Origin of the sequence: uncultured Winogradskyella sp. (genome assembly GCF_947495255.1) — a bacterium.
In the GTDB taxonomy this organism is placed as follows: Bacteria; Bacteroidota; Bacteroidia; order Flavobacteriales; family Flavobacteriaceae; genus Winogradskyella.
The window spans coordinates 1-16443 of sequence record NZ_CANLYI010000001.1 but is presented as its reverse complement, the minus strand read 5'-3'; the positions used below and the strand labels follow the sequence as shown (position 1 = coordinate 16443).

11 protein-coding genes are annotated in these 16443 nt (G+C 30.8%); 6 read left to right on the top strand and 5 right to left on the bottom strand.

The genetic code is table 11. The features are described from left to right. Positions 1-699 (top strand): lipoyl(octanoyl) transferase LipB, encoded by a 699-nt coding sequence (lipB, locus tag Q0807_RS00055; RefSeq protein WP_299104915.1) that lies wholly within the window; start codon positions 1-3, stop codon positions 697-699. Between the two features lie 51 nt (positions 700-750). On the opposite strand, the gene Q0807_RS00050 is transcribed toward lipB, so the two are convergent. The 5 genes from Q0807_RS00050 to Q0807_RS00030 all read right to left on the bottom strand — a co-directional run bounded on the left by Q0807_RS00050 (position 751) and on the right by Q0807_RS00030 (position 6292). Next, positions 751-1491 (bottom strand): YoaK family protein, encoded by a 741-nt coding sequence (locus Q0807_RS00050; protein ID WP_299104913.1) that lies wholly within the window; start codon positions 1489-1491, stop codon positions 751-753. 144 nt (positions 1492-1635) lie between these two features. After that, a complete protein-coding gene (locus tag Q0807_RS00045; protein WP_299104912.1) occupies positions 1636-2103 on the bottom strand; it encodes a hypothetical protein in 468 nt (155 codons plus the stop codon). Positions 2104-2146: 43 nt separating this feature from the next. Then, complete coding sequence (locus Q0807_RS00040) at positions 2147-3199, bottom strand: nucleoid-associated protein (protein ID WP_299104910.1); 1053 nt, start codon at positions 3197-3199, stop codon at positions 2147-2149. A gap of 89 nt (positions 3200-3288) precedes the next feature. Continuing rightward, a complete protein-coding gene (locus Q0807_RS00035; RefSeq protein WP_299104908.1) occupies positions 3289-5655 on the bottom strand; it encodes a ribonuclease HII in 2367 nt (788 codons plus the stop codon). Positions 5656-5689: 34 nt separating this feature from the next. Further along, positions 5690-6292, bottom strand: coding sequence for a ribonuclease HII (locus Q0807_RS00030; RefSeq protein ID WP_299104906.1), 603 nt, complete (start codon positions 6290-6292; stop codon positions 5690-5692). Between the two features lie 214 nt (positions 6293-6506). Here Q0807_RS00030 and Q0807_RS00025 point away from each other — a divergent pair, with 214 nt between their 5' ends. The 5 genes from Q0807_RS00025 to Q0807_RS00005 all read left to right on the top strand — a co-directional run bounded on the left by Q0807_RS00025 (position 6507) and on the right by Q0807_RS00005 (position 16260). After that, positions 6507-9782, top strand: coding sequence for a SusC/RagA family TonB-linked outer membrane protein (locus Q0807_RS00025; protein ID WP_299104904.1), 3276 nt, complete (start codon positions 6507-6509; stop codon positions 9780-9782). A gap of 10 nt (positions 9783-9792) precedes the next feature. After that, on the top strand, positions 9793-11313 hold the full coding sequence (locus Q0807_RS00020) for a RagB/SusD family nutrient uptake outer membrane protein (protein WP_299104902.1): 1521 nt from the start codon (positions 9793-9795) through the stop codon (positions 11311-11313). A 15-nt stretch (positions 11314-11328) separates the two neighbouring features. Next, entirely contained in the window at positions 11329-12057 is a 729-nt protein-coding gene (locus Q0807_RS00015; protein WP_299104900.1) for a hypothetical protein, read from the top strand. A 125-nt stretch (positions 12058-12182) separates the two neighbouring features. Further along, a complete protein-coding gene (locus Q0807_RS00010) occupies positions 12183-14159 on the top strand; it encodes a S8 family serine peptidase (RefSeq protein ID WP_299104898.1) in 1977 nt (658 codons plus the stop codon). Between the two features lie 136 nt (positions 14160-14295). Continuing rightward, entirely contained in the window at positions 14296-16260 is a 1965-nt protein-coding gene (locus Q0807_RS00005; protein ID WP_299104896.1) for a putative porin, read from the top strand. The last annotated feature ends 183 nt before the right edge of the window (positions 16261-16443 follow it).

Here is a 16443-nt window from a genome sequence, read left to right as displayed (position 1 = left end):
TTGAACAAGACGATACAACTTAAAGATTTAGGGACAAAAGATTTTAAAGAATCTTGGGATTACCAAGAGACTCTTTTTAAAGCCATTTTAGATACTAAAATAAAAAACAGAAGGGAAGATGCTGGTTTGGTAACAGAAAATCATTTTCTCTTTGTGGAGCATCCACATGTTTACACTTTAGGTAAAAGTGGTGATTTTTCTAATTTGCTACTTTCTGAAGAACAATTAAAAGAAAAAGGAGCTACTTTTTATAAGATAAATAGAGGAGGTGATATAACATATCATGGTCCAGGACAAATTGTTGGTTATCCTATTTTAGATCTCGATAATTTTTTTACCGATATACATAAATACTTGCGTTTTTTAGAAGAAGTTATTATTCTCACTTTAGCCGATTATGGTTTAAAGACAGAGCGCAGTCCAGGAGAAACTGGTGTTTGGTTAGATGTTGGGACACCTTTTGCTAGAAAAATATGTGCAATGGGAGTAAGAGCAAGCCGATGGGTAACCATGCATGGTTTTGCATTAAATGTGAATGCTGATTTAGGTTATTTTGATAACATTATTCCATGTGGCATTAGAGGCAAAGCAGTAACGACCTTGAATAATGAATTGGGTGTTGATTTAGTTGATGAAGCTGAAGTAAAAGCAAAGATTTTAAAGCACTTTGAGGTATTGTTTGAAGCTGAATTTGTTTAATTCATTAGGCTTCGAAATTAACTTTAGTGTTCATAAAAGAAAAACTATTGACTAGTAGTTTTTCCTTTGGTTATACTTCCTTTTAGATTTAATTAAAGTAAATCTCATGTCATCATAAAACAAACTTGCGAGCAGAATTATGGCAGCAAAGATTAAAGTATACAGTTCTAACTCTAATCTAGAATAAAGAAATCCACCAATAAATCCACCAAGAAAGAAAAAACATATAATGTAAACTCTCAGTTTAATTGTAGATTTTATATGTTTTGTATTTGGATGATTTTCTAGGAAGAATAGTTGAGAAATTTCAATTCCTAAATCGGTGAATAAACCTGTTAAATGTGTGGTTCTTACTACGGCATCAGAAATCTTTGTAACTAAAGAGTTTTGTAGTCCCATTGCAAATAATAGTGAACAAACAATTAAGTCTGAGTATTCACTTTCTGTTAAACTCCCAAATAGACCAATGGATGTTAAAATTAGACATTCAATTAGTGTTGGTAGAAAAAACACATTCAGTTTTTTGTTACCTCTAAATTTTTCAATTAAAAAACTAGATAAAAAAGAGCCAAACAAAAAGGAAAAAATATAGAGAAAATATACAGTTCCTTTCCAGAATTCAAAATTGGCTACATCACTAATAAAGAGAGCAAAATGCCCAGTAACATTCGTTGTTAATTGGCTGAATGCTAAAAATCCAGTAACATTTACTATACCAGCAACAAAGGATAGTATTGTTGCAATTTGCAGATTGTGTTTTAAGGTTCTGCTTTTACCTTGGTGTCTAAACATTGTGTTTACATTTTGTATGGATTGTTAATGATCTTAACCTTTTCAATTTTGAGGTTTTAGATTAAGAAAACGAAATGCGTATAATTATTTGATAATAAATTTGTTATAGTGAAATGAAATCGCTACTGTTCAACAATAATAACATTAGTCTTCTTTAAATTCTTCAGAAAATGAATCATCCCATTTAAAGGCATTTACGATCCAACCATTATCATTTTTGTAATAGGTAAATATTAATCTAATGGCACTACTATTATATCTTATTAAGTAAGTTTCCCTTATTGCGATATCTGATATTGTTTCATTTTTAACTTTAACGTTTCCAATAGATTCGCCAAATCTTTGCTCTATAATGTTAAGATATTTTATTGTTTTCTCTTCAATAGCCATTAATTCGTTTTCTGGCATTGGCCAGTAAGGAATTAATGCGTCAAAAGCTTCAGTTATTTTGTTTTGATAAAACAATGAAACGACCTTGTCTGATAGTTCTTGTGCTTCATTAACTGTTTTGAGGTGTTTTTCTTGTCCAGATAAACTAATGCTTATAGCAGAGAATAAGAATGTAAGAATTAAGTTCTTTATGGTCATTTTCTTGTTTGTTAATTTTTTCAATTACTTTACAATTTAAGCATAATTACAGTTTCTAGATGATAAATTACGTTTCATCATTAAAAAACACCTTATAGAAATGCATTTTCTTCTCTTCGTCATAACCACGTTCTAGATATTCTGCTGAAGCATCAGGTGCATCAACATCTAGTTTTATTTGAATATTAGTATCGAGTTTAATTTCAGTTTTAATCTTTTGTTTTTGCTTTTTTAATGCAATTTCAGACACGTCAAACTGGTTTCTAATGAGAACTTTATTGTCAGTTTCGTACACTTTTTTGTAGTCTTCAAATAGTTGAATTTTATCTTCTTCTTCTTCAAAAACTTCTTCCTTAAAAGTATCAATGTTTACTATTTCATTTTCCTTGAAAAAATCAACTGTTTTTGCTAAAAAATTACTTTGTTCTTGTCCTCCAAAATTGGGTTGTAATACTTCCTTAGAGAATTCTCTACATAGTTCAATACAGTTTTTAGTATGTTGATTACTATCATCAGGATATCTAATGTTCAGGAAGCTTTTAATCCAGTATTGCGTGTCGTAAGTATTATTATCTACGCTAAATACAATTTTGCCTTCCATGTCAGATGTATTCAATATTAAACATCCTTTATCAACCTTTTTTGCTTGAATTCCCTTCTGTACTAAAATGTCGTAGTTGTTATCTTCTAAATAGGTTTGAAAAAATTCAGTTTTATTTTCAATTTTAAAGATCCCAATGGCATCTGTGAAATAGTCTTCGTATTGCACGTTTTCAAAATGACAAATAAGAACATCACCTGTTTTAATTTGGGCTGAATTACTTTGTTCAAATAAGTGTGTTACAATATGTTTTGATACTTCTACAAAGTCTGTATCATCTTTAAATAGTTGTTCGCTGTAGGTGTTAATTTCATTGAGGCCAATATCACTGTGATGATGAAATCTATAATTCTCAGCTACACTAACAAAAGGTTTTAATAGGTATGGTAACATTAAATTATAGGTAGCTTCGTCAAAATGAACAATAGTATCTGAAAAGGCGTTTTTTGTGCCATTAAATTTGTTACCAACCTTGTGGATAATACAACTTTTAAGTGAGGCTTTATGTCTTTTTATCATTTGTAAATTGTTAAACTTACTTTATAGTTTTTAACGTAAAATAAAGAAGTGGTTTTTAGTTTTTTTTATAGACTTAAAAGATATAGTCTTTAGTGCATTTTGTACACTACGATTGTTTTATCATCGCTTTGTGTAATTAGTTCTAAGCCGTTTTCATTATCTAGTTTTTGCAGCTCTGCAGGTGCTGTACCAAAGACTGGGAAATTAGGTATTGATTTTGCTTGACTATCAAATAAGTATATTTTTTTAGATTGTAAATCTGTAGTAGTTATGTAGATTTTATCGTTCAAATAGAAAATTTTTGGCTCCGTATATTCTCCAAAATCTAAGTCGATAAGTCTAGATTTAATTTTAAGCTGATTTTCTCTTAGTGTAACTAAGGTTTTACTAGTTGTAAAAATTTTATGCTTATCCGTTAAATTAAGGTTTTTAGTAGTCACTTTTCCACGTGTGTCAACTTGAACCAATTGCCCTAAAGTATTCGTTGTTGTAAACTTGTTTTGATATAAATAGATATCGTTATTTGTGAATCTAATTTTATCTTTTACATTAATTCTTGTTTTTCCTTGTCTGTTTAGTATTTGTAAGTTTTCGCCAGCCCCAAAAACAATATAATCTTTAGTTCCGATTCTGTAGTGCGTTGGTTGCGATATGATTGTTGCATTAGTCTTATAGTTAAAACCTTTCACAACTTTACCTTTTACGTCATACATTAACAGGTTTTTACCTTGAGTAACAAGTAGTCTGTAGTCTTTTTGTTTGTCGTAATCAAAGATAGAAAGTGGTTGTGTTATTTTATCATTGAATTTCATTGGGAAAGGAGAAACGTTATTTCCGTTGCGGTCTAAAACGTATACTTTGTTTTCTGTAGCAAAAGCAAGCTGTAATCGTCCATTTTTATAAATATCTATTTGTTCAATTTTACCAAGCACTTTTCCTTCTAATTGTTTTTTCCAAAGAATGTTTCCTGAATTAGAAATGAGATATAGAACGTTATTAAGGTCTTGTGATACAATATCATAAGTGTTGGTGATGTGGTTTTTGACAGTCTGTGGTGCTGTTAAAATCGTAGTTTCAAGTTGGGTCGTAAATGCTTCGGTTACGGAATTAGATGCTGCGCGCTTCTTATATTTTTGAATGATACCGTTGATATGTGTATAATTATCTTCGTGTATAAACTGAACGGCATTGGCATTGTAACCAGTCATTGTTTTGCCAATAACATCCGTTAAACCTTTTGAGTCTTTAAAGATGAAAACCGAAGCTTCATCACTTAAGTTTTTGTTTATTGAAATAAAGCCATCAGAATTTGCAAGCGTATTTTCATTTAATGCATCGGTTAAAATAGATTTTAAATTGTCTATTGTTGAAGTGAAAATGACAAAGTTTTCATAGACAGAAAAGTAGTTGGCTTCTTCAAAAGAAATAAATGGTTTTAAGTTTGTTTTAAACGCATCAGAATTATCATAATGATAGATGTCTATATCTCTAAATGCTTCGCTAAATTCTTTATCTTCAATAGATTCTAAAAATAAATTTGGATCTAAAGTGTGAAGTGTAAGGGTATTATCTATATGTGCAATTTCATTAGCAAAATGTAGAAAAGTTGAAGCGATTTCTTCTTTAGGTTTTGTTAAACTATTTAGGTTGTTTTTAAAGACTGTAAAGTCGTCAAAAGCAATACTGATAAGTGAACTTGTGTTTTGTGGTGCTATTAATAAGGAATTCGTTTTTTGAGGAATGGTGTTTCTAAAACTATTAAGGTAATTAAGTGTCGAGTCTTTAGTAGTTATTAGTCCATTATAGCTTAGTTTTTTACCCGATTGATTAAAATCTAATAAAGTAAGATTAGAATTTTCAGAAGTAATTACATCTGTGAATAATAGCTTAGAATAATTAGTAGCATCAGATTTAAACACAACAGAAGCTACAGATTTAGTGTCAGAAGTTTCAATTAATTTGGAAAGTTCTAAGTTTTCGTTTTTAGAATCTATAGATTTTAATAACTCTATATTATTAGAGCCAATAAATGTGTTTCCTAAATTATGGTGATATAAAGTTGAAGTGTCAATAGTTGTTTTCTGAATATTAGAATTTAATAATGTTTCAGAAGAATAATTCTTTAGTCCATCTAAAACAAATAAAGTACTGTCGTTTTTAGTAAGAATAATGTAATTAGAATTGGTACTTGTTGAATCAGGGAATACAATAAAGACTTGTTCTGTAGTGTTAAGGTTTTTTAAGGTCTTAGAAGCTGCTTTAAGATTATCATTATAAATGCTAGAAAGAACATCGTTATTATTAAGACTATTGATGAAGTCACTAAGTTCATTAATTTGAATTACTGAATGCGCATCGTTGGGTATAAATTGATATGGAAGTTTGGTTTTGTTATAGTCTTTTTGACAACCTATTAATATTAGGAATAATATCGATAAAAAACCAAGTCGCTTCATATAGTAGAATTAATTAGGCTACAAATATAAAAAGTTATATATCCAATTGGTATTGCTCAGGTAATAATCTGAAGGTTTTTCTGTGATATTTTGTAACTCCGTATTTTTTAATAGCCGCTCTATGTTCTTTTGTTGGGTAACCTTTGTTCTGTTTCCAATTGTACATTGGGTATTCTTCATGGATTTTTTCCATATAATCATCTCTATAAGTTTTCGCTAAAACCGAAGCTGCTGCAATACTTAGGTATTTACTATCACCTTTAATGATAGTTTTATATGGGATATCTTCATAGGATTTAAACCGGTTGCCATCTACAATTATAAACTCTGGAGTAGTCTCTAATTGAGAAATAGAACCATGCATGGCTTTAATTGATGCGTTTAAAATATTGATAGAATCAATTTCGTCTTCAAAAATATGTTGAAAAGCTGCAGAAATGCTTTCATTTTCAATAACAGGTCTCAATAAATACCGTTTTTTCTCAGAAAGTTGTTTTGAATCGGTTAAAATTTTGTTTTTAAAAGTTATTGGTAAAATAACTGCGGCTGCAGTGACAGGACCAGCGAGACAGCCTCTGCCAGCTTCGTCTGTTCCGCATTCAAAATCAAAAGAAGAATATCTAATTTTTAGTGTCAAAATGTTAAATTTTGAACAAAGTTAAAATTTTAACGCAACCCTTTTACACTTTTTACATCTAAGTAGTGAGTTAATGCTTAAAACCAATGAGAAAATGAAACATGGCGTTTGTTGTCAATATCGTAACGTTGTTAACATTTTTTTAGCAAAAAGCCTTGCTTATTTAATATTTAATTAAGATGTTTGCAACTAGACTAACTCAAATAATTGTTTTATGAAATTAAAATTAACATGGTTATTAACGCTTTTTATGGCGTTCGTGATGCAATTTTCTTTTGCACAAGAGAAAACTGTCACAGGTACAGTTACAACATTATCAGATGGTTTACCCCTTCCTGGAGCGAGTGTAATTGTAAAAGGGACCTCTAGAGGTCAACAAACAGATTTTGATGGTAAATTTACCATTAAGGTTAATAACGGAGACGTTTTAGTAATTTCTTACGTAGGTATGGAGCCTGGAGAAGTTACAATTGGTGCTGGTAGTACTTATGATGTTGCATTAAAAGATGCTAGCTCACTTGATGAAGTTGTCGTTGTTGGATATGGTTCAACAACAAAAGAAGCTTTTACAGGTACAGCTGCAAAAGTTGATGTAAAAGATATTGAAGCTAAAACATTTTCAAACGTTTCTCAAGCTTTAAAAGGAGAGGCATCTGGAGTTAATGTTATTCAAACAACAGGTCAGCCAGGTTCTAGTGCTACAATTAGAATTAGAGGTTTTGGTTCTGTTAACGGAAATAGAAATCCTTTATATGTAGTAGATGGTGTTCCTTATGGAGGACAAATTAATGCGATTAATCAAAATGATATATCAAATTTAGTTATTTTGAAAGATGCAGCTGCAACATCTATTTATGGTTCTAGAGGAGCGAATGGTGTAATTTTAATTACAACGAATAAAGGAAGTAAAACTAAATCGTCTATAAGTGTAGATTTAAAAACGAGTGTTTCTTCTTTTTCAATTCCAGGTTATGATGTTATTGAGTCGCCAGAAGAATATGCTGAAATCTCTTGGGATGCAATGAGAAATAATGCACGTTTAAGTGGTAATTCTAATCCTGAGCAATATGCTAGTGATAACTTATACAGTGCTGCTAATGGTATAAACCCTTATTACAACTTATGGAATGCTGATGGAGATCAATTAATTAATCCTTCAACAGGTGAGTTTAATTCTGGTATTACTAGAAAATATACTCCAGAAGATTGGGGAGAATATGCGTTTCGTACAGGTTATAGACAAGAGGCTAATATCTCTATGTCTGGAGGAAATGAAAGTACTACATATTCAACTTCTTTAGGATTTGTTAATGATGAAGGAGTAGGTATAAATTCTGATTTTAGAAGATATACAGGTAGAGTTAATGTGGATCATCAGGTTAATGATTGGTTGAAGGTAGGAGCTAATGCAACTTATGCAGGTTCAAGAACAACTCAAAATGGTCAAACGACCGATACAGGTAGTATCTTTTTAATGGCTAATGCTGCTCCAAGAATTTATTCTATATTTCTTAGAGATGGAAATGGTAACAAAATAGAAGATCCAATTTTTGGAGGTTATCAGTTTGATTATGGTGATAACCAAAGTAGTAACAGTTTAGGAGATAATAGTAGAAGATTTTCTACTGCTACAAACGGTATTGCTGATGCAACTTATAATTTAACTAGAAGTTACGACAATAGTTTATTTGGTAATGTTTATTTTAATATCGATTTAGCTAAAGGATTAACTTTAGAAAATAGATATGGTACACAAAGAGAGAACTTTGATTATAGTGATAGAGATAATCCATATTACGGGGCTGCTTCAGTAGAATCTATTTATGGTCGTTTATACAAGCAAATAAGTACTAGAACTAATGATAACTTCCTTACATTATTAAGATATAAAACAGCTTTTGGAAGTAGTGATGATCATTCAATTGAAGTTTTTGGTGCACATGAAGCAAATTCATATGAATTTACTAGAATCTATGCATATAAAAGTAATGCTATATTACCTAATACATTAGATTTAGATCAATATACTACAACTATAGGTAGACCGGGTTCATATTCTCAACGTTGGACATTAGAAAGTTATTTTGGTCAGTTGAACTATGATTATAAAAATAAATATTTTTTAACTTCATCTATTAGACGTGATGGTTCATCTAGATTCATTAATGATAAATGGGGTACATTCTGGTCAGTTGGTGCTGGTTGGGTAATGACAAAAGAAGATTTTATGTCTTCAGTAAGTGCGGTTGATTATTTAAAGCTTAAAGCTAGTTACGGAGTTAATGGTGATCAAGGTACCAGACTTCGTTACGGTTGGCAAATTTTTGGAATAGGTAATACAGATGATTATTCATTTACTCCAGATACGGAAAGATCTAATCCAGATTTAACTTGGGAGACTGCAAAAATTGCTCAGATTGGAGTTGAAACTACATTGTTTAATAACACACTTGATGTTAATGTTGATTATTACGTTAAGAATACTGATAATTTATTCTTTGAACAAACATTACCTGGTTCTAGTGGATTTATTTCAACGTTTATCAATGACGGTCAATTAAGAAACAGTGGATTAGAATTTGATATTAATGCTAATTTAATAAAAGCAGAAAATTCAGGTGATTTTAGCCTTAGCTTAGGTATTAATGGTGAAATTATTAAGAATGAAATGACTGAAATGCCAATTGATCAAATTACTGGAGAAACAAAAATATTTGATGATAGAGGTGGTAGTATTTATGCTATTTCTCAAGGTAGCTCTGTTTATGATTTCTTTACTCGCGAATGGGCAGGTGTTGATCCTGGTAACGGTTCTGCACTTTGGAATTTATACTATGATGATATTGATGGCAACGGTCTTTATAATGCATCTACAGATGTTGCAATTACAAATATGATATTGTATAAAGATGCTAATGAGAACGCTAATGTAGAAAAAACTACAACTACAGTATATTCAGAAGCTACACAGAAGTATGTTGGTAAAAGTGCTATTCCTAAGTTAAGAGGAGCATTTAGAATAAACTTAGGTTATAAAAACTTCAGCTTATCTTCTCAGTTCTCTTATAGTATTGGTGGTTATGCATATGATTCTAATTACTCTTGGTTAATGGGTAATGGTAAAGTAGGTGCTGATAACTGGCATACAGATATTAGAGATAGATGGCAACAGCCTGGAGATATTACTAATGTACCTAGACTTTCGGATGCATATACAACTGATGCTCTTTTTGATGCTACGTCAACTAGATTTATAACTAAAGCTGATTATTTATCTTTAAATAATTTACAATTAGGTTATACATTAACTGAAAATATGCTTAAGGATACTGGGATTACTAGAATGAATCTATACATTGCTGGTGATAATTTGTTTTTATTCTCTCATAGAGAAGGATTCAATCCATCTACTTCAGAGTCTGGTGCTTCTAGTGTATACCGATACGCTCCTATGACTACATATAGTGTAGGATTAAAAGTTCAATTTTAAAAAAAAAGTAATGATGAAAAGAAATGTTTTATTTTACGTTTGTGCGATAGCATTAACGTTCTGCACAGTGAGTTGTGGAGATGATTTTTTAGAGCCGCAAAGAGATACCTCTGAATTAACGGATGCTGATTTTGCTGATAATATTGATGTAAACCCAGCACTTGTTGAAGGTACATTAAATGGTATTTATACTTTTATGATACAGAGATTTGGGGCACTTGGTGATGATGCAGGAAGGCATTATGATATTGGTCACAAAGGTATAGATGTGTGGACAGACATGTTATGTGGTGATATGGCTTTGTCTACTAATACTTATAGTTGGTATGCTGGTACATCTAATTTAGTATTTACTACGAATTTCTCTGATGATGAAAATGAAATTATGTGGAATTATCTATATAGAGTTCTTAATACGGCTAACCTTCTTATAGCACAGTCTGGTGGTGAGGATGCTGTCCCTGAGGGAGATGAAGCAAAAGCTATTTTAGGACAATCAAAAGCGTTAAGAGCTTATGGTTATTTTTATTTAACACAATTGTTTCAGAGAGAATATGATCCTAATCAAGAGATTTTACCTTTCTATACTTCTGATCCTACACAAACTAGTTTTGCAAAAGTACCAGCTTCTCAGATTTATGATTTAATTGTATCAGATTTAACTAGCGCTGTTGTGTTGTTAGAAGATTATAACAGACCGTTGAAACATTACATCAATAAATCTGTGGCTCAAGGTTTATTAGCTTATACTTATGCTGCAATGGGTAACTATCCAGATGCTAAAACTGTTTCGGAACAAATAGTTAACACTGGAGGATATTCTTTACTTACTGCTGGAGAGCTTGCTTATCCAGGATCAGGTTCTGGGTTTAGTGATGTTAATAGCGCTGCTTGGATGTGGGGATATGATCTTACTACAGATATAGGTTTAGGTTTAGTTAGTTGGTGGGGTATTGTTGATCTTTACTCTTATAGCTATGCTGCGGCTGGTGATAGAAAAGCTATGGATGACGCTTTATTTGCTCAGATTCCGGATAGTGATATTAGAAAATCACAATTCTTAGATGATGTGACTGATACAAATCATTTGATGCCAATTAATAAGTTTTATGCACCAAATAGAGTTGTGTTCTCTCAGAATCCTATGACAACTGACTATATTTATATGAGAGTTGAAGAGTTTTATTTGTTAAGTGCAGAAGCTTCTGCAAAAACAGGAGATGAAACAACAGCAAAAACAAGACTTAAAGAATTGTTAAATATAAGAATGGGGACAACTGCAGCAGCTGCAGCAGTAGATCCTTTAACAGGTCAGGCTTTAATTGATTTTATCTATCTACAAACTCGTATAGAAATGTGGGGTGAAGGTAAATCTTATTTTGCTATGAAACGTAATCAAGCAACTATCACTAGAGGTACAAATCATGCTTTCCAAGCTGGTGCAACTTTGATTTATAATGCGGATAATATTTCTCCTGATATCCCTCAATCTGAATTAAATAATAATCCTGCGATTACATCGCAAAATTAAATTTGAATTAGTATTATGAAAAATTATTTTAAAATATTTACAATTTTGGCTATTTCAGTTGTATTTACAAATTGTAGTCAAGATGAAGGTTTAGATTCTGGTCTTTCTAATCACGTAGGATTTGAACCAACACCTAAAGTTATTGAAGTAGTAAAGAATGCTACTGAAACTGTTGAAGTAACAGTAGCTGCTAGTGAAGTTTCTGGATCTGATAGAACTTATACTATTTTAGTGGATGACGCTTCTACATTAGCAGTTGATTACACTATTCCAAGTACAGTTACTATTCCTGCAAATAGTAATATCGGTACTATTTCTATCTCTCTTACAGATGATGAAGCGTTAGAGTTTGTTAAGCAAACTTTAATCCTTAGTTTTCAAGAAGAAGTAGGATTAACTTTTGGTAATGATCTTACAATTAATTTTACTGAAGAGTGTTTAAACACAATTGTAACATTTGCAATTACTATGGATACTTGGCCAGATGAGACTACTTGGGAATTGTATAATTTAACTGGTGCACCAGAATTAATTGGCTCAGGTGGACCATATGTTAATCCTGATGATGATTTTGCTGAGTTAAGTTTTGACTTCTGCTTAGAGTCTGGTGATTATGGAGTTGTAGTTTATGATTCTTACGGTGATGGTGGACCAACTTATTCTGTGTCTACTGCTGCAGGAGTTTTGGTTGCTGATACTACATTAGCTGGTGCAAATTCATCTGCTACATTTACTATAGAATAATTAGATACAATAATTATATTTTTTAAGCCACCTAATTTTTATTAGGTGGCTTTTTATTATTTTAATGGTTATGGATTCATACAAAATAGATGTATATTGCAATAAAATTTAATAAAAAAAGAAAAATGAAGCACGTTTTACTATCTATTATTGCGGTTTTAGCAATTTCTAATTTTAGTTATGCTCAAAAATTAGAATACAATAATCTTTCAGATGGAAATAAGGAATTATTATTACAATTAGAACAACAAGAAGTTAATCGATTAGAAAGGATTCAGTCATATTTAACTATGAATCCTAAAACAGTTGTGACTATAAAAGATGAGATAAATATTATGCATATCTATGATATAATAGATGGAAAACCTATTTATAAATCTACAGATAACCTTGACGCTGGTAGAGCAACTAAAACTAATCGTTTACAGCCTGGTGGAAGTCTTAATTTAAATCTAGACGGAACAGGTATGACTATAGGTGTTTGGGATGGTGGTCCTGCACAAGATACGCATCCTGAATTTGCAGATGCTTCGGGTAGTAGTTCTAGAGTTACTATTATTGATGCAGGGACTGTTGATGGTGATTCTGGCTTTAGTAGTCATGGCACGCACGTATCTGGGACTATCGCTGCTAAAGGTGCTAATGCAAATGCTTTAGGAATGGCACCAAATGTTAATGTGAAATCATATAATTGGAGTGATGATGAGTCAGAAATGGTTTTAGCTGTTAATTCGACTGTTAATCCAATAATAATTTCAAATCATTCTTACGGAGTACCAGTGGAGCAAGATGAAGGAACATTAGACGCATGGTTCATGGGTGCATATACTCAAGATTCTTATGATATTGATAATATAGCTAAAAATAATCCACAGTATTTAATTGTAGCGTCTGCTGGTAATTCTGGTTCGACCAGTTATACTGGAGGTCTATTTCCTGGATATGATAAATTAACTACAGATAAAAACGCAAAAAATAATTTGGTTGTTGCTAATGCAAGCCCATCAACGTCAGAACAACCTATTTTTAGTGGAAATTATGAACTTACTAATGTTGCAATTAATACTAGTAGTAGTCAGGGACCTACGGATGATTTAAGAATTAAACCTGATGTTGCAGCTGATGGTACGCAATTGTTTTCCTCTATACCTACTGATGCTTATGCATCCTTTTCTGGAACTTCAATGGCTTCACCTAATACAGCAGGGACATTATTGTTGTTACAAGAGTATTATTTTCAATTACATGGTGTTTATATGAATGCCGCAACCTTGAAAGGTTTAGTTTGTCATACAGCTATAGATGATATTGCTGCTATAGGTCCAGATCCTAAATTTGGATGGGGATTTTTAAATGCTAATGCTTCAGCTGAAGCAATTTTGGATGAGACTAATGGTGACGCTGTAATTAGTGAATTAAATATGGCACAAGGTCAAACCTATACATATACTTTCTCTGCTCAGGCAGGAGACAAGTTAATTGCATCTTTGTCTTGGACGGATATGCCAGGTGATATTGTCGCTAATGGAACTTTAAATAATCAAACGCCAAGATTAGTTAATGATCTTGATATCAGATTAACAGTAGATGGTACGACTTATTTTCCTTGGAAATTAGATTACTCGTCATCTACTGGTTTTTCTAACTCTAAAGGTGATAATATAGTAGATAATATTGAAAAAATTGAAATTGACGTACCTAGTACTGGTGTTTACACTTTAACGGTAACACATAAAGGAACTTTAGAAGGAAATGCAATACCTATTTTTGGTCCTCAAACTCAAGATTATTCATTAATAGTTACAGGTAATAATCTTTCATTAAGTAGTAGTGAGAATTCATTCTCAAATGATTTAGTAGTTTATCCTAATCCTAATAATGGGGTTTTTACAATTAATTTTAGTTCTTTATTAAATAGCGATAATGATGTGAGTATTGATATTTATGATACAAGAGGAAGAGTTGTTTATAAGAACATTTATTCTAATAACTCAATACAGTTTAATCAAACTATAAATTTAAATGGTGTTGAACCAGGAATGTATGTTGTTAATATTTCAAAAGGAAATAGTAATACTTCTCAAAAAATTGTAATCGAATAGGTTGTAACCAATTTTTAATATAATAAGAAAGATCAACAAAAATTTTGTTGGTCTTTTTTATGTTAAGTAAATTGTAATTTATTTAATTTATACAATAAATTATGGTTTACTTTGTTTGAATTTTATAAACGATTAAATGCATACTAGATATTTTATTATTTTAGTTTTTTTTCTTTTTTCTATTAGTGCTGTTGCTCAAACAAAATTAACAGGAGGAGGTTCAATTAGAGGTAATTCAAATGATAATGATTCGACCTCTTTAAATCGATCTAATGGATTTGCTAAATTAGCAACTATTGATATGTATGTAGAATTTAATCATGTTTTAGATTCTACTCAAATAGATACTACTATAACCATAAAAAAAGAATATAAGTTCAATTATCTTCAAAAAGACAACTTTGGGCTAATGCCATTTGCTAATATCGGTCAAACTTATAATACGCTTAGTTTTAATTCTTTTGACTCTAAGACTTCACCGTTGTTTGGAGCAAGATCAAGACATTTTAATTATTTAGAACATGAGGATATAAAGTTTTATGAAGTTGCAACCCCTTTAACAAGGTTAACATATAAAACAGCTTTTGAACAAGGACAACTCTTAGATGCTTTATTTACGGTTAACTTAACTAAAGAGTTTAATTTTTCTCTTGCCTACAAGGGACTAAGGTCTTTAGGGAATTATCAAAATGCATTAACAAGTTCTGGTAATTTTCGGTTTACCTCTAACTTTAAGAATAAAAATGAACGATATAATGCAATTGGTTATGTAGTAATGCAAGATTTGTTGAATCAAGAAAATGGAGGATTAAAAACTGAAGATTTAGATAATTTTACATCAGGAAATAAAGAGTTTATTGATAGGTCTGTATTTGACCCCAGTTTTGAAGATGCTGAGAATATATTAGAAGGAAAACGTTTCTATTTTGAACATTCATATCGTTTAACTAAAAAAAGAGATTCGTTAATTAGCAATGATATTGTACTTTATAATAAAGTTTCTTTTGAGGACAAGTACTTTAAGTATGCTCAAACATCAGCAACAAGTGATTATTTTGGTGAATTTTTTAATAGTAGTATTAGTGATAAAGTAACCTTAGAGCATTTTAATACTTCACTGGGTGTAAAATACAATAATTCCACCATAGGTAATGTTCAGTTAGGAATAAACTATAATGATATTAATTATGGATACAACAGTATTGTTTTGTTGTCTGATCAAAATATACCTAATCGTATCAAATCTAATTTTCTTGGATTAGAAGGTAGTTATTCAAAAACCTATAAGGGCTTTAATATTACAAGTAAAGGAGGTGTAAATCTATCAGATTTGTTTGTTGGAAGTTTTTTAGATGCGAGTATCAAAATAAAATTAAACAAAGATATGACTGTTATAGGTGGCCTTGGAATTAATTCAAGACTTCCAAATTATAATTATTTATTGTATCAAAGTGATTACCTTAATTATAATTGGTACAATTTAGATAGTTTTAAGAATGTTAACACGCAGCAGATTAATTTTAGTTTTCTTTCAGATAAACTATTGAATGCTTTCATAGATATATCTAATATCGATAATTATACATATTTTAGTTCGGTTGAGTCAATAGATGATTTTAATAAAATTACGCCTGAGCAGTATAGTAAACCGTTACAATATTTTAGGGTAAAGGTTCAAAAAGAATTCAAAGTAGGTAATTTTGCTTTGGATAATACAATGATGTTTCAAAATGTTATAAGTGACGAGGATGTTCTTAATGTCTCGTCATTAATTGCTAGAAATACTCTTTATTATTCAAATCAATTATTTAAAAAGTCAATGACCCTTCAAATAGGAGTCACATCTAATTATTTTTCTAAATATAATATGAATGGTTATGATCCTTTATTGGCGGAGTTCTATACTCAAAATGAAACGAAGTTAGGAGGTTTTCCTAGGTTAGATTTCTTTATTAATGCCAAAGTGAGACAAACACGTATCTTTTTTAAAGCTGAACATTTCAATTCATCATTTACGGGTTATGATTATTTTTCCGCACCTAATCAACCATATCGTGATTTTACAGTAAGATTTGGTTTGGTTTGGAATTTCTTTCTATAAAATTATTTTGATTGTTAAGTTTATTAAGGGAATGAATGATTCATCTTATATATAAGAAGACGTCAGAATAGGAATATACATTATGTGTATAGAATTATGTAGCTGTTTTTATTGGTTATTATAGATAACAATTGATTTGGCGCAAAGGTAATTAGGTTGTTATAAATGAATAGTTATTAAGAT

What these genes read in the sequence shown, in the direction of transcription:
- Q0807_RS00050 (WP_299104913.1), bottom strand. Translation starts at nt 1,491, where the DNA reads ATGTTTAGACACCAAGGTAAAAGCAGAACCTTAAAACACAATCTGCAA.
- Q0807_RS00040 (WP_299104910.1), bottom strand. Translation starts at nt 3,199, where the DNA reads ATGATAAAAAGACATAAAGCCTCACTTAAAAGTTGTATTATCCACAAG.
- Q0807_RS00035 (WP_299104908.1), bottom strand. Translation starts at nt 5,655, where the DNA reads ATGAAGCGACTTGGTTTTTTATCGATATTATTCCTAATATTAATAGGT.
- Q0807_RS00025 (WP_299104904.1), top strand. Translation starts at nt 6,507, where the DNA reads ATGAAATTAAAATTAACATGGTTATTAACGCTTTTTATGGCGTTCGTG.
- Q0807_RS00020 (WP_299104902.1), top strand. Translation starts at nt 9,793, where the DNA reads ATGATGAAAAGAAATGTTTTATTTTACGTTTGTGCGATAGCATTAACG.
- Q0807_RS00015 (WP_299104900.1), top strand. Translation starts at nt 11,329, where the DNA reads ATGAAAAATTATTTTAAAATATTTACAATTTTGGCTATTTCAGTTGTA.
- Q0807_RS00010 (WP_299104898.1), top strand. Translation starts at nt 12,183, where the DNA reads ATGAAGCACGTTTTACTATCTATTATTGCGGTTTTAGCAATTTCTAAT.
- Q0807_RS00005 (WP_299104896.1), top strand. Translation starts at nt 14,296, where the DNA reads ATGCATACTAGATATTTTATTATTTTAGTTTTTTTTCTTTTTTCTATT.